The sequence below is a fragment of the Virgibacillus natechei genome (assembly GCF_026013645.1).
GTDB classification, from domain to species: Bacteria; Bacillota; Bacilli; order Bacillales; family Amphibacillaceae; genus Virgibacillus_L; species Virgibacillus_L natechei.
The window spans coordinates 2173270-2192297 of sequence record NZ_CP110224.1; the positions used below are offsets into that span (position 1 = coordinate 2173270).

General features: G+C 37.2%; 15 protein-coding genes, 1 other RNA gene and 1 other annotated feature. Of the genes, 3 read left to right on the forward strand and 13 right to left on the reverse strand.

Going from position 1 to position 19028, the window contains the following annotated elements; genetic code table 11:
- Positions 1–56: 56 nt before the first annotated feature.
- From ssrS to OLD84_RS11410, 4 genes are all read right to left on the reverse strand, one after another.
- Positions 57–246: non-coding RNA, 6S RNA (ssrS, locus tag OLD84_RS11395), on the reverse strand.
- Positions 247–316: 70 nt separating this feature from the next.
- A complete protein-coding gene (gene aspS / locus OLD84_RS11400; RefSeq protein WP_209461986.1) occupies positions 317–2086 on the reverse strand; it encodes an aspartate--tRNA ligase in 1770 nt (589 codons plus the stop codon).
- Positions 2079–3368, reverse strand: a complete 1290-nt coding sequence (gene hisS, locus OLD84_RS11405) for a histidine--tRNA ligase (RefSeq protein WP_209461987.1) — start codon at positions 3366–3368, stop codon at positions 2079–2081. The genes aspS and hisS overlap by 8 nt, the downstream gene beginning before the upstream one ends.
- A gap of 287 nt (positions 3369–3655) precedes the next feature.
- Positions 3656–3876 (reverse strand) — a binding site (T-box leader).
- Between the two features lie 150 nt (positions 3877–4026).
- Positions 4027–4200: a hypothetical protein gene (locus OLD84_RS11410; RefSeq protein ID WP_209461988.1), complete on the reverse strand. Its 174-nt coding sequence runs from the start codon at positions 4198–4200 to the stop codon at positions 4027–4029.
- Between the two features lie 117 nt (positions 4201–4317).
- On the opposite strand from OLD84_RS11410, the gene OLD84_RS11415 reads away from it, so the two are divergent.
- Positions 4318–5349 carry an N-acetylmuramoyl-L-alanine amidase family protein gene (locus OLD84_RS11415; RefSeq protein WP_209461989.1) on the forward strand — a complete coding sequence of 344 codons (1032 nt, stop codon included), beginning with the start codon at positions 4318–4320 and terminating at the stop codon, positions 5347–5349.
- Between the two features lie 32 nt (positions 5350–5381).
- On the opposite strand, the gene dtd is transcribed toward OLD84_RS11415, so the two are convergent.
- The 7 genes from dtd to OLD84_RS11450 form a co-directional block, all read right to left on the reverse strand.
- A complete protein-coding gene (dtd, locus tag OLD84_RS11420) occupies positions 5382–5828 on the reverse strand; it encodes a D-aminoacyl-tRNA deacylase (protein WP_209461990.1) in 447 nt (148 codons plus the stop codon).
- A 485-nt stretch (positions 5829–6313) separates the two neighbouring features.
- Complete coding sequence (locus tag OLD84_RS11425; protein ID WP_209461991.1) at positions 6314–8518, reverse strand: RelA/SpoT family protein; 2205 nt, start codon at positions 8516–8518, stop codon at positions 6314–6316.
- 182 nt (positions 8519–8700) lie between these two features.
- The gene (locus tag OLD84_RS11430) at positions 8701–9213 is read right to left on the reverse strand and encodes an adenine phosphoribosyltransferase (protein WP_209461992.1); all 513 of its coding nucleotides are present in this window, start codon (positions 9211–9213) and stop codon (positions 8701–8703) included.
- Positions 9203–11521, reverse strand: coding sequence for a single-stranded-DNA-specific exonuclease RecJ (recJ, locus tag OLD84_RS11435; protein ID WP_209461993.1), 2319 nt, complete (start codon positions 11519–11521; stop codon positions 9203–9205). Before recJ ends, OLD84_RS11430 begins: the two co-directional genes overlap by 11 nt.
- Before the next feature lie 56 nt (positions 11522–11577).
- Complete coding sequence (locus OLD84_RS11440; RefSeq protein ID WP_209461994.1) at positions 11578–11907, reverse strand: LapA family protein; 330 nt, start codon at positions 11905–11907, stop codon at positions 11578–11580.
- A 111-nt stretch (positions 11908–12018) separates the two neighbouring features.
- Positions 12019–14277, reverse strand: coding sequence for a protein translocase subunit SecDF (secDF, locus tag OLD84_RS11445; RefSeq protein WP_209461995.1), 2259 nt, complete (start codon positions 14275–14277; stop codon positions 12019–12021).
- Positions 14278–14324: 47 nt separating this feature from the next.
- Positions 14325–14618: a post-transcriptional regulator gene (locus tag OLD84_RS11450; RefSeq protein WP_245301480.1), complete on the reverse strand. Its 294-nt coding sequence runs from the start codon at positions 14616–14618 to the stop codon at positions 14325–14327.
- A 121-nt stretch (positions 14619–14739) separates the two neighbouring features.
- Here OLD84_RS11450 and spoVB point away from each other — a divergent pair, with 121 nt between their 5' ends.
- Positions 14740–16290, forward strand: coding sequence for a stage V sporulation protein B (gene spoVB / locus OLD84_RS11455; protein WP_209461997.1), 1551 nt, complete (start codon positions 14740–14742; stop codon positions 16288–16290).
- A 169-nt stretch (positions 16291–16459) separates the two neighbouring features.
- Here spoVB and OLD84_RS11460 read toward each other — a convergent pair whose 3' ends face one another.
- Complete coding sequence (locus tag OLD84_RS11460) at positions 16460–17758, reverse strand: ArsB/NhaD family transporter (RefSeq protein WP_209461998.1); 1299 nt, start codon at positions 17756–17758, stop codon at positions 16460–16462.
- 130 nt (positions 17759–17888) lie between these two features.
- Between OLD84_RS11460 and OLD84_RS11465 the strand changes: the two genes are divergently transcribed.
- On the forward strand, positions 17889–18269 hold the full coding sequence (locus tag OLD84_RS11465; RefSeq protein WP_209461999.1) for a TIGR04086 family membrane protein: 381 nt from the start codon (positions 17889–17891) through the stop codon (positions 18267–18269).
- 477 nt (positions 18270–18746) lie between these two features.
- On the opposite strand, the gene yajC is transcribed toward OLD84_RS11465, so the two are convergent.
- Positions 18747–19004 carry a preprotein translocase subunit YajC gene (gene yajC, locus OLD84_RS11470; protein WP_209462000.1) on the reverse strand — a complete coding sequence of 86 codons (258 nt, stop codon included), beginning with the start codon at positions 19002–19004 and terminating at the stop codon, positions 18747–18749.
- Positions 19005–19028: the final 24 nt, after the last annotated feature.

The following is a 19028-nucleotide window of genomic DNA, read 5'->3' on the forward strand; positions in this document are numbered from 1 at the left end:
TTGTTAAAAGCGTATAACCCGAGTCCGTTATCATTAACTTATCTCTTATGTATACAATCAATCCCAATCGTGCCGTCTAATTGTAAGTTTTGATCCCGCTTTAGGCAGGTGGGTGCTTTGCTCTAGGTTTTTTATGCTTCCTCTGTTTAAAAACGAGGCATGCATGCAACCCAGAAACGAGTTAAGCTCCCAAGTATATAGGTGTTCGGTCAAAACACTTTTAATAGACGAACACATCAGGATTGATTGCCTTCTTTCTTTGTAAATTCATCTTAACATAGGAAGTATCTTTTATCAATATTACTTTTCTAATTTGTTAGTTATCTTTTCTATTCACTTGAATAGATAACTCGTCTAATTGTGTATGGACTACTTCACTTGGTGCATCAGTTAATAAATCAGAAGCTGAAGCAGTCTTCGGGAATAAAATGGTGTCACGTAAATTCGTTCTACCTGCCAATAACATAACAATTCGATCTAACCCTAATGCTACCCCTCCATGTGGTGGTGTACCGTATTCCAATGCCTCCAATAGAAACCCAAACTGCTCCTGTGCTTCTTCTTCTGAAAACCCTAATACCTTAAACATTTGATCCTGTAGCTCTTTCTTGTGGATTCTTAAAGAACCCCCACCTAATTCATATCCATTTAGGACAAGGTCATATGCATTTGCACGTACATTGCTTGGATCAGTTTCCAGTTTATCGATATCTGCTTCGACCGGTGATGTGAACGGATGATGGGCAGCGAAATACCTGTCAAGTGATTCGTCATACTCTAAAAGTGGCCAATCTGTTACCCACAAGAAATTATACTTCGACTGATCGATCAACTCTAATTCTTGACCAAGTTTTAAACGTAAAGCACCAAGACTGTCATATACTGTAGACGTCCTACCAGATCCAAATAGCAACAAATCTCCATCGCTTGCAGAGGCATTCCATATTAGTCCAGCCTTTTCTTCATCAGATAAAAATTTAGCTATTGGCCCAGTCAGTTCATCACCATCTACTTTTAGCCATGCAAGACCCTTCGCACCATATATTTTTACAAATTCGGTTAGCTTATCAATATCTTTGCGGGAAAAATTTTTTGCTTGTCCTTTTACATTTAATAAACAAACCTTCCCACCCGATTCTATAGCACCTTGAAATACATTAAAGGTAGAGTTAGCAAGAACTTCTGATACATGAACGAATTCCATGCCAAATCTAGTGTCTGGTTTATCCGAACCAAAGCGATACATTGCCTCATCATAAGGCATTCTTTTTAGTGGTAATGATATATCGACATTCTTGACTTCCTTTAACACTTGTTGCATCATCTTTTCAGTCATTTCCATTATTTCATCACTTGATAAGAAAGATGCTTCGATATCAATTTGTGTAAATTCGGGCTGGCGATCTGCTCGTAAATCTTCGTCTCGAAAACACCGTGCAATTTGATAATACTTTTCAAATCCACCCATCATGATCATCTGTTTAAACAGTTGTGGTGATTGCGGTAATGCATAGAATTCACCTGGATGAACACGACTGGGAACCAGATAATCACGAGCTCCCTCAGGTGTGCTTTTTGTGAGAATTGGTGTTTCCATCTCCAGATATCCATCATGATTTAGAAAGTTTCGGACAGCTTGTGTAATTTTATGGCGAAGCTTAAAAGTCTCCTGCAACGAACTTCTACGTAAATCAATATAACGATATTTCAGACGCAAGTCTTCAGAAACGTCTGTGTCATCCTGAATCTCGAATGGTGGTGTTTTAGCTTTATTTAATAGTGTAATACCTGTTGCCATCACTTCAATTGTCCCTGTCTCCATGACTGGATTAAAGGTTGCTTCATCTCGTTTTAAAACGTTCCCTTTTAGTTCGATAACATATTCCGTACGTACATTCTCAGCTATTTTCAAAGCTTCTTCAGATGCATCAGGATTAAAGACGATTTGCACCACTCCAGATTTATCACGTAGGTCAATAAAAATCAAACCACCTAAATCACGCCGCGTTTGCACCCAACCTTTTAATAAAACCGTTTCGCCTATGTTTCTTTCACTCAGTGTACCAGCTAATATTCGTTCACTCATTGCCTGTTCCTCCTAAAAGCTTCTCTTGCATCGTTTCGACTAACTGTTCCATAGGAATGTCATCTTGTTCTCCAGTCTCCATTGACCTTACCTTAATGGTTTGGTTCTTAACTTCATCTTCACCTAAAATTAATACATACTTTGCTTTATATCGATCTGCCGCTTTAAATTGTGCTTTCATTTTACGGCCTTGATAATCTTTATCTACCTGAATTTTATTTTTTCTTAATTTATGAAGTAGTTTAACCGCTTCTTTTTCCGATTGTTCTCCAACTGCTACAAGAAAGCAGTCTAATTGTTTATCATCGGGGATTTCATTCCCTTCTGCCTCTAGACCCATTAATAAACGTTCGAGTCCCATGCCAAAACCTATTCCTGGGGTTCTGGGGCCGTCAAATTCTTCTACTAATCCATCATACCTACCGCCACCAGCTAACGTCGTAATGGACCCAAATCCTTCTGCTTCACTCATAATTTCAAAAGCAGTGTGATTATAATAATCAAGTCCACGAACCAAGTTTGGGTCAACCACATAATCTATCCCCATAACTGTTAAATAATCCTTTAACGTCTCAAAGTATTGATTTGAATCCTCATTTAAATAATCTAATATAGAAGGTGCCGTTTTCATTGAATAATGGTCTTGATCAGTTTTACAATCCAAAATTCGCAACGGATTCTGTGTCAAACGATTTTGACAATCGTTGCAAAGCTCATCGATATGTGGGGTAAAATGCTCCACTAATGCGTTCCGATGATTATTTCTACTTTCTTTATCACCTAACGTATTAAGAACCAATTTTAATGATGTTAAACCCAACTCTTGATAGCAAGTCATTGCCAGATCAATAACTTCAGCATCTATCGCTGGATCAGCACTTCCTAATACCTCCACACCGAATTGGTTCAATTGACGCATTCTGCCTTTTTGCGGCCTTTCATATCGAAACATATTCATAAAATAATACAATTTGACGGGCTGATTGGGATTACCAAATAGTTTATTTTCCACAAATGCTCGTGCAACCGAAGCCGTCCCCTCTGGTCTGAGTGTTAAGCTTCTTCCACCCTGGTCTTCAAATGTGTACATTTCTTTTTGGACGATATCAGTTGAATCCCCTACTCCACGCTGAAAAACCTCCGTATGTTCAAATAATGGTGTGCGAATTTCTCTAAAATGGAATCGGTCGCACACTTTCTTAATTTGATCTTCAACAAACTGCCATTTTCTAGCGTCTTCCGGTAGAATATCCACCGTACCTCGTGGCGCTTTCATACTCATTTGATTTTCCCCCTCCATACTTTATAATATAAAACTTTTATCACAGTTTAACGGGTAGGTCGACTATACGTCACATCCTGGGACTGTGCGTACATGCTCGTCCCACCGTGAATCATTGGGACTGTGCGTAAATGCTCGCCCCATCGAAAACATTTGTACGTTGTAACCCCCCACGGAATGAAGTTTCACTTTATGTAGTGGTTTTTTAAAGGAAGTGTCTTGTCCACTTTAATCGACCTGTCCGTTAAATTGAGCTAAGATAGAAAAAACCCCCGTCCCCTATTAAAATAAGGGACGAGAGTTAACCCGCGTTGCCACCCTGATTGATGCAATATGTTGCATCCACTCTTCACAGTTAACGCCTGCAAGACGTTTATACCTACTTATTTTTCAGTATAAATCCTTTGGAATGTCTTTCATTGGATCATTATGTGAAAATGTTTACAGCCTAAGACATTCTCTCTCTTCCCATATGTTTTCCAACTACTTTCTCCTTCAACGGCTTTTACTATTTTATTAACTATAGCTTATAGCCTTCCTTATTTGCAAAGGAAGATTATCATCATCGAGACTTTTAAAAATTGGCATTCGCCAAGCAAAGCCAAGATTTTCTCACTAACTTGAATGATTATTATATTAATCTTTACGTGTACGAATGTCAAGTCCGATTAACCTTTTTCTTTAACATTCTTACTTCACCTAACGATATACCTAACTCTTCCGCAATCTCCATGTGATTCGCATGTCCTTCTAATTCCATAAAGCGATGAAAGCTCACGCCGCTCATTTCTTTATTATTTAATGAATTCCACTGCTTTTCTTGAATTCGCAAGTAAGATTTCCTCCTCATTCCTCATGTGATAATAAATATTCCATTGTTAGCTTTGCCTAAAAGCAACATTTTTATTATACTTAGAAAAGGATTATGGTATAGGAAGGAGGAATTTTTTTGCGATTGAAAATGATGATAACTGGTCTAATTAGCATACTTTGCTTACTTATTCTATTGTCAATCCCTACCCATGCAGATGAAGCTGAAATAAACGTGGACAACCTAAATATACGAAGTGGTCCAGGTACAGACTTTGATACAGTTGGACAAGCTGATATTGATCAAGTGTATACGGTCATTAATAAACAGGATGAATGGGTAGAAGTTGAGCTTGATGATGGAACAGGCTGGATTACGACAGAATACATAACATTAAAAAGTGAACCCGAAGATTTCACTGAAATGACAATAACCATCCAACATGACAATACACAATTTCGTAATGGTCCATCTACAGATTATGAGATTATTCATTTCGCTGATACAGGAACTACCTATAATGCAATTGATCAAGATGGCGATTGGTATGAGGTAGAACACGGGGAAGCAAATGCTTTTGTTTTAAAGCAACTAGTGGATGGAGATAAATACAAATCCTCATCTGACTTTACAGGTAAAACGATTGTGATTGATGCAGGACATGGCGGACGTGATGTAGGAGCAATCGGCGCATCTGATACTTATGAAAAGGACTTTACTTATCAAACAGCACAGGAACTAGCTAATGAACTTACCACATTAGGAGCTGAGGTACTACTCACCAGACCATATGATGACTTTATATCACTGGGAAGCAGAGCAAGTTTTGCAAACACCATGGATACGGATGTTTTTTTAAGTCTTCATTACGATAGCATTCCTGAATTACCTAATGTTACTGGTACGGAAACTTTTTACTATCATGACCAAGATGAGGAGTTAGCAGAGTATGTTCAAGAAGAAATTATTAACGAAACAGGCACTAATGATCGCGGCACGAACCAGGAAGATTTGATGGTAATCCGGCAAACCCTTAAACCGTCTATACTATTGGAATTAGGTTTTCTATCCAATACCGAAGAGGAAGAACGCATTGAAACAAATTCATATCAAAAACAAATGGTAACAGGTATTGTAAACGGTCTAAGAAAATACTTTGCGAACGAATAAGTAGTAATGGGTGGCCTTTAGCCATTCCATTACTACTTTTCTTTACTATCCAATATTAGCGTTACTGGCCCTGTGTTGGTGAATTGTACATCCATCTTTTCTCCGAATTCACCGGTTTCAACAGAAATTCCTTGCTCTCTAATTAATAGATTAAATTCTTGGTATAGTTTATTTGCATATTCCGGTTTTGCGGCTCGCATAAAACTAGGTCTTCTCCCCTTTCGTGTGTCACCAAACAATGTGAATTGTGATATTGACAATACACTCCCTGCCACGTCTAGTAAGGAAAGGTTCATCTTTTCATTTTCATCCTCGAAGATACGTAGATGGGTGATCTTATTCACAAGATATTGCACATCCTCAAACTTATCCTCATGCGTCACTCCAAGTAGAACAACCAAGCCGTGTTCCACTTCTCCAACTATTTCTTGATTGACGGTTACGTTTGCATTATTTGCTCGTTGTATAACTGCCTTCATTGATTAATTCCCCTTTTACTCTTAACTATAGGACTTGTCTTTCCTCTTAAGGCTGTTTTTTTAAAGTTTTTGTTTTTGGCAGATAGGAAAATAAAACTTTCCTACTGTATAAGTGCAACTAAGGCACCCACCATTAAATGCTTGGTGAATGCCAAGTTTTCTAAACACAAAATATATAAAAGACGACGTACTGCTGTTTCTATAAGTGTTTGCTATAAACGCCGTTCGGGACCGCTCCGGGCGGATGCTTTCCGCAGGCACGGCCTTGCCCTGGCTAAGGGTCTCACCAGCCGCCCTAAGGTGCGCGAAATGTGTTTTCGTAGCGAATCCCTGCTCTCAACCAGCGTTTGCAAAAGAATTGTCAATGCGTCGTCTTTTACATCAACTGCGAAGTTTAAAAGCAACAAAGGTTTTCGGTGGGACGAGTAAGCGCAGTCCCAGTACTTACGAAAAAACTTAAAATTTATATTGTAAACCGAGTATTATCAATGTACTGTACGCGTAACTGTATAAACTTCTTTAATTTGTTTAATCCGATCAACAATTCTTCTTAAGTGAATGGTATCATGTATAAGAATGGTTATTTGAATGATGGCCATTTTATTTTTATCAGATCGACCATTTACTTGAGTGATATTCGTTTTTGTTTCATTCACTGCTTGCAAGACCTCATTTAATAAGCCCCTACGATCATATCCAGATATTTCTAAATCAACATGATATTGTTTTTTTGCTGCCTGGTTACTTTCCCATTCTACATAGAGGTAACGTTGTTTTGCTTCTTCCGTTTGAGCATTTGGGCAGTCCGTTCTATGAACAGACACACCTCTTCCTTTTGTTATATATCCAACAATTTTATCACCAGGTACTGGATTGCAGCATTTGGATAACCGAACCAGTAAGTTATCGACACCCTCTACTTTAACACCAGAATCTTTTTTATCTAACTTTTTATTATCTTTAACATCGGTTTTAACTACTTCCAGCGTTTCTTCCAGATTATGTCCTTCTTTTCTAGTCTGTCGGATTTTTTCTGTAAGTCGAGTTGCAACCAATGCAGCAGTTAGGCCTTGATAACCAACAGCTGCGTACATATCTTCTTCATTGGTAAAACTAAATCTTTCGTAGACTCGTTGCAGGTTATCCTGTGTCAATACTTCTTTAGGTTCGATGGATAATGCACGTATTTCTTTCTCAATTGCATCTTTACCTTTGATAACATTCTCATCACGACGCTGTTTCTTAAAAAACTGTTTAATCTTGTTTTTCGCTTGTGATGTTTGGGTGATCTTTAACCAATCCTGTGAAGGTCCATAGGAATGTTGGGATGTCATTACATTTACAATATCTCCATTGTTCAATTTGTAATCAAGCGGCTCCATCTTACCATTCACTTTTGAACCAATGGTTTTATTTCCCACTTCTGTATGAATTTTATAAGCAAAATCCAGTGGTACGGATCCAGAAGGAAGTTCAATTACATCGCCTTTAGGTGTAAATACGTACACCGTATCGGAAAACAGGTCAACCTTAAGTGATTCTATAAATTCCTCTGCGTCATTTGTTTCATTTTGCCACTCTAATATTTCTCTGAACCACGTTAGCTTTTCCTCGAATGACTGTTTATTATTGTTAACTTGACGTCCTTCTTTATATGCCCAATGTGCTGCAATTCCATATTCGGCAATTTCATGCATTTCTTTCGTTCGTATCTGTACTTCCAGTGGATCACCTTTTGGCCCAATGACTGTTGTATGCAGTGATTGATAGAGATTTGGTTTAGGCATCGCGATGTAATCCTTAAACCGTCCCGGCATTGGTTTCCAGCAGGTATGGATAATTCCTAAAACGGCATAACAATCCTTAATACTGTTGACAATAATTCGAACTGCTAGTAAATCATAAATTTCGTTAAATTGTTTATTTTGCTTTATCATTTTCCGGTAAATACTATATAAATGCTTTGGTCTCCCAGACATATCGGCTTCAACATTAACATCTTTAAGCTGATTTGAAACCTCACTCATTACTTCTTCAATATAAGATTCACGCTGTTCCCTTTTTTGTTTCATTAATTGCACAATACGATAATATTGCTGCGGATTTAAGTACCTTAAAGCTGTATCTTCCAATTCCCATTTTATTGCTGATATACCTAAACGATGTGCTAATGGGGAAAATATCTCCAGCGTTTCATTGGAAATACGTCGTTGTTTCTCTGGGCTTAAATGTTTTAGTGTCCGCATATTATGCAAGCGATCTGCAAGCTTGATTAGGATGACGCGAATATCTTTCGCCATCGCAACAAACATTTTTCGGTGGTTCTCTGCCTGTAGCGCTTCCTTTGATTTATATTTAATTTTACCCAACTTTGTTACGCCATCAACTAGCATCGCTACTTCCGCGTTAAATGCATCTTCCAACTCCTGGAGAGTTATAGCTGTATCTTCAATAACATCATGCAATAAACCGCCAGCAATTGTTTCTGCATCCATGCCCAACTCAACTAAAATTCCAGCTATTTGAACCGGATGAATAATATAAGGCTCGCCAGATTTCCGGTATTGGTCTTTGTGAGCATCTGCTGCAAATTCATAGGCGCGACGAATAAACGTAGTTTCGTCTTCCGTTAAAAACTGGCGAGCTTCGCTTATAATATCTTCTATTGTTAAAATATCGTCTTTTGCCATTTAATCACCTTTATTCATTGCTTGAGATCATAGAATTAAAATTGATACTTTTAACGTATTAAATAGTTTCAATTATATGCTTTTTCTTACGCTATGTCCATCTATTATCGATTTTAAAGCTAATAAATGTATAAGAATAGGTCTGACGATACAATTAGCCTCGTCAGACCTATAGATAATAGTTAATAACTCATTAATTTCATGACGTCATACCCTTTAAGATTTTTCATTCCATCAAGGTAGCTAAGTTCGATTATAAATGCACACCCCACTACAATACCGCCAAGTTCTTCAACTAATTGAATTGTTGCTTCTATTGTACCACCAGTTGCAAGTAAATCATCAGTTATTAATACGCGTTGCCCTGGTTTGATTGCGTCTTTATGTATAGTTAAGACGTTACTACCATATTCCAACCCGTAATCTACTTTAATTACTTCGCGAGGTAGTTTCCCTTCTTTTCTTACTGGTGCAAAACCTACCTCTAATGCATAGGAAACGGGACAGCCAATAATAAAGCCACGAGCTTCCGGACCAACAACAATGTCTATTTCTTTTTCCTGAGCATATGCTACAATTTCGTCTACCGCAGACTTAAATGCTTTCCCATTATCCATTAACGGCGTAATATCCTTAAATTGAATTCCTTCTTTTGGCCAATCTTCTACTATTTTAACATATTGTTTATAATCCATGGGTTAGCTCCTCCTCGGGACTTTCCAAATAGCTCATGCAATCTGCGAACCATTGTTTTAATTCCTGATAGTTTGAATAGTATAATGTTTTTTCTATATCTGCTTTTAGTAAACGTTCTTGGTATAAACGCGAATCTTGTAGATCTCTTTTTACAGGGTTTGAGTTTATCTCAATAACTCCATTTTCTATCTTAACAAATCCTAGTTCAAAAAACACTTTTGATATAAAGATTATATTATCTTTATTCCATCCTTTCGCTTTCATGATAGTCGTTAACTCCTGTTTTAAGTCTACTTTTTTTCTTTTTTGAATAAATGCATAGAACCATTTAAATTCTTCTCTGGATGGAAAAGCTTTCAAATACGCACTATCTTCCACATAATAACATGCGTGTATATTGACAGGCTTCGTTGCTTTGATAATTTCTCTCAAGTGATTTAAATCCATCGGTAAATCAAAAATATATAATACATCCACTTCTTGTACGGTACTAAGCGTAGAATTGTATGAAATCTGCTCAGACATTGAAGATAGTTGGTCCGTATGATTACTGATGATTAAATTTCTATTGTTCCTTTCATATGACGAGATATCAACATGCTTCTTGCCACGATGATCAAACAATTGCCATTCCTCAATTTTCATATCACGCATTATAATTTGTGGTTTTTTATTCCCATTCCATTCATTTATTCCTAACTCACCTACAATGGAAATGGGTGTTTGTGGTGAAATATGAGTGTATAGATCTCCCATGCCAAACCCAATGCCTTCAAGTGATTTATTGTCTTGTTTAAATTGAAGTTTAAGATGGTTTTTCAGGCTTCCGATTTGACGCGCATCATGAGGAATTTCCTTTATTTGAAAGGCAGGTTTTGGATTTTTCATTCCAAACGGTGCCAACTGATCAATTTCACTAACCAGTTCTTCGTTAATTTCAGGAATCGTAAGTGATTTACTTATTTCAACCACCTGTTTAAAATCCTCTTCAGAAAGCTGTTCGTTAATAAGTCTATTTAGTTCGTTTTGTATCAACTTCATGTTATCCAAGGGGATTGACATACCTGCTGCTTGGGAATGTCCACCAAAATTCGTGAAATAATCCCGGATTTTCATACAATTTTGGAAAAGGTCAAACGCAGGAATACTTCTTGCAGAACCTTTTAGCTGAGAGGTCTCAGGCTTTACAACCAGTACAATCGCTGGTCGGTCATACTTTCGAACAAGTTTTGACGCAACAATACCAAGGACACCTTCATTCCATCCTTCTTTTGCAACAATAATAACATCTTGTTTTTCATCCGTTTCTACCATTTCTTCTGCTTCTTTCACTATATCGTTAACAATCTTTTGTCTTTCCTGATTTATACGATGGATCTCTTCGGCTATTTCATCTGCCTCATCCTGATCCTCTGTCATCAACAACTGAACTGCTAGATCTGCATTTTGCAACCTTCCAACTGCATTTATTCTTGGACCTATTGAGAATCCAACATCCTCTTCGCTAACGTTTCCTTCTATTTCACTTACGCGTTTTAAAGATATAAGTCCGGGGTTAATTGTTGATGTAAGGGAGCGTAATCCATAATAAGCCAAGATTCTATTCTCATCGACTAATGGAACCAAGTCGGCGATGGTTCCGATTGCAGTAAATCCTAAAAGGTGCTCTGGAAAATAGCCGAGTAATTGTTCAGAAAACTTAAAAGCTATACCAACTCCAGCCAGATCTTTAAATAAATAATCAGGTGAACATTTCGGATGAATAATCGCATAAGCATCTGGTAGTTCCTGTACTTCATGGTGGTCTGTAATGATTAAGTCAATACCTAATTCTTTCGCTACAGCAGCCTCATGGACAGCAGCTATTCCAGTGTCAACTGTAATGATTAAGCGAAATCCATTTCTGTATGCTTCGTGAAACGCTTCTTCATTCGGTCCATAACCTTCTGTGAATCGATTTGGTATATAATAATCACAATCCGCACCAAGTTCTACCAATGCTTTTAATAGAACGGTCGTTGAACTTACACCATCAGCATCATAGTCTCCGTACACCAGAATCTTTTCTTGATCTGCTATTGCTCTATGTACACGCTCAGTAGCTTTATCGATAGAATCAAGACTTGACGGGCTTTGTAAATCATCTATATCAGGTGATAGGAACGTTGAAGCTGACTCTGTTGTGGTAATACCTCTTTGTACTAGTAGTTCTTTTAAAACGGGGGATAAACTACGTAAATTATCCGTCCCTTGTAATGTATTATCCTGTATGGTATTAAATTTCCAATTTGCCTTACTCTTTATCATTATTTCACCCCTGACTAATCTATTATACTAGACTGAGACAGGGGTGGCAATTAGAATTATTTTTTATTATTTTCGTTTTTTTCATTTGAAGAATCTTCTTCAGGATCTATTTCCAGTAGATCGTTTTCTTGAAGTTTCGTGCTCATTTTTTTATTTTCAACTTGCAGCTTTTTAACTTCGCGTTGCAATTGATACATTTTCAAGACACCAACAGATGCAGTAATAATTCCACCCATCAATACGGAGAACAATATAATCAATATTAGCGGGGACTCGCCACTCCAAAATAAATAATTAACTTCAACTGGATCCACATTTGTTACGGCGAACACCGCTATAATAATCACGAAAATAATAGCCAGAATAACGTATGACTGTCCTCTCATACTATTCAAACCCTCCTTCCTTATATTCAATATAAGTTACCGTACCCTTTTTATTCTGTAGTTAAGCATGCCCCCTTGTTACAACTCGTCTCGTAACAAGGGGGCAAGAAATTATACTTGTGGTCCTTCCACCTTTTCTTTCTTTGTGAAATCCACAGGCCTTTTCTTAATCATTTTCCCACGCCACACTAACCAAAGTTGCGCTGCAATAAATAAGGAAGAATAAGCACCTGCTAATAAGCCCACTGCTAAAGCAATTGCGAATCCTGTAATTGATTCGGCTCCCAAAAACAAGAAGGCTAAGACAGCAGTCAATGTTGTGAGCGTTGTATTAATACTTCTCGTTAATGATTGTACGATACTTCTATTTACAATCGTAGCAAGTTCTTTATAGGTTGTTATTTGTTTTCTCTTCTTACGTAGATTCTCTCTAATTCGATCAAAGATTACGATTGTGTCATTTATGGAATAACCTACAATTGTGAGTACAGCCGCTACTATCGTTACATCAAATTCTATTCGGGTAAAACTAAACACGGCCATCATGATAAACACATTATGCAATAATGTAATAATCGCTGTAATAGCAAAAAACAGTTCAAACCGTATTGCTACGTATAACACCATACCCACAAAGGCTATTGACATTGCGTATACAGCATTCTTAACAAGCTCTTCCCCAACGATAGGTGATACAACACTCACACTTGGCTGTATACCATACCTTTCATCAAAAAACTGCTGGACCTCAGCTACTTTTTCTTCTGAAAGCACTGTATCAAAACGCGTAACTGCGATGTCATTATTATCACCTGAAAGTACAATTGATTCCGCCACTAAGTCTAGAGATTCAAACCCTTCTTGTACTTCTTCGGTTGTTAGGCTATTATCAGATACCACTTCAACACGCGAGCCGCTTGAGAAATCGACTCCTGGGTTTAATTGAAACAATGAAAGTGATATTCCACCCAGTACCAAAATTGCGATTGATGCTTTTAAAAATTTCTTCCGATGTTTTACAACATTCAATTCACGATTAAAGATCGTTGGTTCTACTTCATTTTTATCAGCAATATCCCTAATTTCCTCTTTTTTCACACCAAACCAGCCTGTACGCTTTGATAAAAAGCGGCTCTTTACCCATAAACCTAGTAAGAGTCTTGTACCAAATACTGCAGTAAGGAAACTAACTAAGATACTGATTATTAACATCGTTGCAAACCCTTGTACAGAGCTTGTACCGAAGATGAATAGAATGGATGCAGCTAATAAGGTTGTAATATTAGCATCAATTATGGTTGATAAAGAGTTTTTTGTTCCAGCTTTAAATGAAGCCATAACCGATTTACCTGTTCGTAGTTCTTCTTTAATTCTCTCAAACGTTATAATATTAGCATCCACAGCCATACCCACACCTAAAATTAAGGCAGCAATTCCAGGAAGTGTCAGCACACCGTTCATTAACGTAAAGATTAATAAAACTAAATAGATATAAACACTTAAATTTATAGCCGCAATTAATCCAGGAAAACGATAGATGGCCATTACAAGTAAAAAGACTGTCCCTATCCCTATAAACCCAGCGAACACTGTTTTATTTAATGCTTCTTCACCAAACTGTGCTCCAACCGAATTTGAGTATAGTTCCGTCATATTAACAGGTAAAGAGCCCGAATTAATGACATCGGCTAATTGTTGAGCAGATTCCACTGTAAAGTTACCAGTAATTTGTACATTGGTTGTATTTAAAGTCTCTGTCACCCGTGGAGCAGATACAAATTTAGGGTCTTCCTTCATTACTTCTTCCTCATAAGAATCCCCTTCTTCGTAATCCATCCAAATTACCAAATGGTTATCCGGCACTCCCTTTTCTCTAATTTGCGTGGTTACTTCACCAAATTTAGAAGCATCTTGTAATTGCAAGGTTACAATTGGTGAATTTGTTGTCTGATCGAAATCCTGTGTTGCACTTCCTTCATTTACATCTGATCCATCTAACAGCTCATTATCATCTACATCACGGAAGGAAAGCCTGGCAGATGTTGCCAACATTTCTCTGGCTTCTGTTTGATTTTCAACCCCAGCCAACTGAACACGTATCCTATCTTCCCCTTCAATATCTATGTTTGCTTCACTGATACCGAGACGATTAACACGATCATTTAAAGTTTGTACCGTTCCTTCTAATAAATCCCTTGACACATCTTGGCTTTCATCCACTGGTTCAATCTCATACAAGACTTCAAATCCACCCTGCAGATCCAGCCCTAAATTTATATCTTTTGTAAGTCCTATAACCGTTGTTCCAATCGTTCCCAGTAGTACTAGTACGATCAGAAAAAAGGCAATTATTCTGCCTCTCATCTTCATCCGCCATTTCCTCCCTTAGTCGCACGGGTAATATGTATGTAATTTCCTCACGATTCCACTTCATCTCCACCTGTTAAAGCCGAAATAGAAGCCATTAAATCATCATCCTGATATGCATTTACGGTCAAGTAACTTAAATAAATATTCGACCCAAGGTGAAAAACATCCTGCACGATTTCATGTAGTCGTTTATTTGGATTACCTTTCCAGACCTTTTGCACAAGACAATTCCAAATATCTTCCTCTGTTGCTTTTGAATATCCCATTACACGAAACTCATTCACTTTACTATCCAAAGCAGGTTTAACAAACGGTTTCCACTCATTAATTGTTTGTTCCATATCCACGATAAATCCCCCTATATCTGGAGTATATTTTTCTTCTTGTCATGCTTGGACTAAATACTTGCATATATATCATTGTATATGAAATTTTATTTTTTGAGAAGGCAGGTCTTAGGTAATGACCAAACAAACTTTTCTACAAGGTGCATTGATTTTAATTTTTGCTGGCATGATTACCAGATTTTTAGGGTTTATTAACCGATTAGTCGTTGCCAGGATGATGGGTGAAGAAGGTGTTGGCCTCTATATGATGGCCTTGCCAACCCTCTTTCTAGTCATGACGCTTACCCAGCTGGGGTTGCCTGTCGCTATTGCAAAACGTGTAGCTGAAGCTGAAGCAAACAATGACCAGGTTAAAATCAAAAAAATATTAATCGTATCTTTAATTATAACAGGAATATCCAGTATCGTGTTTACAATTGGCATGGTTCTGGCAGCGCCATTTATTGCTACAACCTTGTTGACAGATGATCGTACATTATTTCCTTTATTAGCCATAAGTCCAATTGTCCCTATTGTAGCTATTTCTTCCGTACTTCGTGGTTACTTCCAGGGAAAACAAAATATGAAACCACAAAGCTATGCGCAAGTAATTGAACAAATTGTCCGTATTACATGTGTGGCTATTTTTATCAATCTATTATTACCTTTTGGCGTTGAATACGCTGCTGCGGGTGCAATGTTTAGTATCATACTTGGTGAATTTGTTTCCTTACTATATATGATAAATAGGTTCAAGCGAAAGAGAACAATGAGGATAAGGCCACGTTTTTTTGCGTACCTAAACTCAAGCAAAGATACCGTAAAAGAGTTATTCTCGATTGCACTCCCTAGTACTGGTAGCCGTTTGATCAGCTCTTTTTCCAACTTTCTTGAACCAATATTAGTTGCACAAAGTTTAGCCATTGCAGGGATTTCTACCTCGATGGCTACCAAACAATACGGTGAGTTGACTGGATATGTACTCCCATTATTATTTCTACCTACATTTATCACCCAGTCTTTATCTATCGCACTCGTACCCTCTATTTCGGAGGCAGCTGCAAATAGGGATAGAAAGTTAATTCACTACCGAATTCATCAATCTATTCGCATTTCTTTTGCATCAGGTGCTATTGCTACAATAGTGTTATCGCTTTTTGCTGTACCAATATTAACATATATGTATGGCACTGGTAATGCAAGTAGGTTTTTGACTTTTATGGCTCCTTTCTTTATCTTACTGTATATTCAAGCGCCTTTACAAGCTGCCTTGCAAGCCCTTGATTTGGCTAAGCCTGCAATGTGGAATAGTTTGATCGGTGCAGGATGTAAGTTCATTGTGCTCGTATTTTTAGCTTCTAATGCTAAGTTTGGGATTATGGGCGTTGCGGTTGCGATGTCAGTCGGCGTTGTACTAGTTACACTATTACATTTAGTTGCATTACAAAAAGAAATCGGTTTCTTCCTCCCTTTTAAAGACATTAGTAAAATGATTGCCTTAATCTTCATGACATGGGGTATGGGAAGTATATTTAAAAATTTATACGAAAATATGAATCCAAATATTATAATTTTTATTCTATTACTATTTCTATTAACATGTGTTTATATTGTATTTTTATTTTTATTACGATTTATTACGAAAGAAGAATTGAAACAGATACCTATTATTCAAAAATTCGTTTAAAAAGGCTATTTTCTAAATGAGTGGGACTGCGGTTACTCGTCCCACCGAAAAGAATTGTCACTACATCGTCTTTTGTATCAATTGCGATGATTTAAAAGCAACAATACTTGCGAAAAGAGTTTTTAAAAAAAGGTGGCACTTATTATTTCATAATAAGTGCCACCTTTTTTTAGGTTTGTCCAATATATGGCAATAAATAACGTAAATATACATAGATAGAAGAAATAATCATCGATAATAAAACAAATGGAACCCCGTATAACATAAAACGTATAAACGGTATCTTTTGATTCTCCCCCTCTGCCAATCCTGCAACCACGACATTAGAAGAAGCTCCAACTAGTGTTGCGTTTCCGCCTAAACATGCTCCTAATGCAAGCGACCACCAAATAGGATCTAAATTCACCATTCCATAACTTTCAAATTCTTGAACTACTGGAATCATTGCTGCTACAAAAGGGATATTATCAACAATACCCGAAAAAATTCCTGAAACCCATAAAATTAACAAAGCTGTACTTGCATAGTCTCCATCTGTTGAGAGAATAATTCCTCTGGCGATTTCATCGATGACCCCTACCTCCCTTAATCCTCCTACCAATGTAAAAAGACCAATAAAGAAAAATAATGTCACCCATTCTACCTTAGCAAAAATATGTTCAGTGAATAATTCTTTCTCTGTTAACAGCATTAGCAAAATTGCCCCGGATAAAGCAATTACCGTCATTTCCATATGTAGGAATGAGTGTAATAGAAAACCGGTAATTGTCATTAATAAAACAGTAATGGATTTGTAAAGCATAGGTGATTTTATGAGATGTTCTTGTGCATCAATTTGCAGCAATTCATCGACATTTGTTTCCAAATTTCGTAATGAGTTACGGAAAAGAAAGTATATAACCACGAGCATCACCATGTACATAATTAACGCCAGTGGAGCTAAATGGATGATAAATGATAAAAACGTAAGATGTTCCACAGCTTGACCTATCATAATGTTCGGTGGATCCCCAATTAAAGTCGCTGCCCCCCCTATGTTCGAGCTAAAAATAATAGTAAGTAAAAAGGGGAACGATGGCAATTCCAACATCTTTGTTATTTTTAGCATAATTGGTACAAATATTAAAACAGTTGTAACATTATCCAGTAATGCTGATCCGATTGCCGTTAAGATACTTGCTCCGATCAGTAATGGCAAAGGGGAACCTCGAACTTTTTGCGCAAAACGAATGGCAATAAAACTAAATAGACCTGTTTTTTCAGTAATTGAAATAAGCACCATCATAGAAAATAATAACGCTATGGTATTCCAATCAATATAACTCATAAAAACATCATCTATTGTATAAATACCCGTAAGTAATAAAAGTGTTCCACCTGAAAGTGCCACAACAGCTCTATTTATTCGATCCGTCATAATAAAGAAATAACTAACTAGAAAGATAATTGTCGCAAGAATGATATCCATTACACACCTTCTTTCAACTAAAATAGCTTTTATAAATATATATGCAGTAAAAATCAAAATATTTTTCGTCTATTTTATAAATGAATGAATAAAATAGTGTAAATGGACAAACATGAAGGGGGGATTTTTCATGAAAACAAATCAGTTCACCGCCTTAATGTATGGGTGGATCGTTGTATTTGGCTTAATTCTTATTGCAAGTCTAATTCTGGCAGCATTGCTTAGCTTCACAACTTTTGATGAGCCTACAATAACCTGGGTTACACTAATTATCGGAATCATTTCATTGCTTCTCGGTGGTATTACAGCAGGAGTTAAAGGAAAATCAAAAGGTTGGGTAATTGGGGCCACAGTCGGCTTAGGGTTTTCATTTTTTATCTTTTTAGTGCAATATCTAGGCTACCAGCAACTATTTTCCTTGGAGCAATCCATACATCATATTGGCTATATTGCGGCTGCACTTTTCGGTGGTGTAATTGGAGTCAATGTCGTAGATACTGCGGATGAATAATTTTTCGGTGTGGGTTTTACTTCCATGAAAATAAATCATTTTCATCATTATTGGTGAAGTTTCCATTCATGATTGGCTACCCGTTAAACTACGATACTGAACAAAAGCGCAAGCGCCCGTTTAGCAACGTACAAACTGGACCACTTCGCAATGAGATAAAGGAAACATGCCCCTTCATAGGGGTATGCCGACGTTGGGAGCAAAGCCCGGTTTTAGTTGGCCTTCCTTAAGCCAAGTGAGTCGATGTTGACTTTCACCACAAGGGTATAAGTGCGACTTTACTTCTGCCTACGCCTCCGGCTTGGCAATCAGTAAGTCTTCTTTATCGTAGTGGAGGAGTGTGAAGTTTGATAGTTGCTGGGCGCTGGAGCTGGACGTGGCTATTCCAGTGTATAAGTTATCCACAGCTTTTAAATTCTATAGTTTACTATGCAATAAAAAAGAAGTTAATACAAAATGTATTAACTTCTTTTTTATTTATTGCTTAACTTCTCGAATTGCTGAACGGTCATATGTAAGCTTGATACCGTCATTGGATGCGATAACTACTGTATCTTCATCAATCGCATGAATTACACCATGAAAGCCACCAATCGTTATAACAGAATTACCTTTTTGTAGATCTGATTGCATTTGTCTTACTTGCTTCTGTTTCTTTTGTTGCGGACGAATTAACAAGAAGTAAAATATAACGAACATTAAAATTATCGGTGATAATGATAATAACATTTCCATTTCGTTTTTCCCCCCCTTTCACTT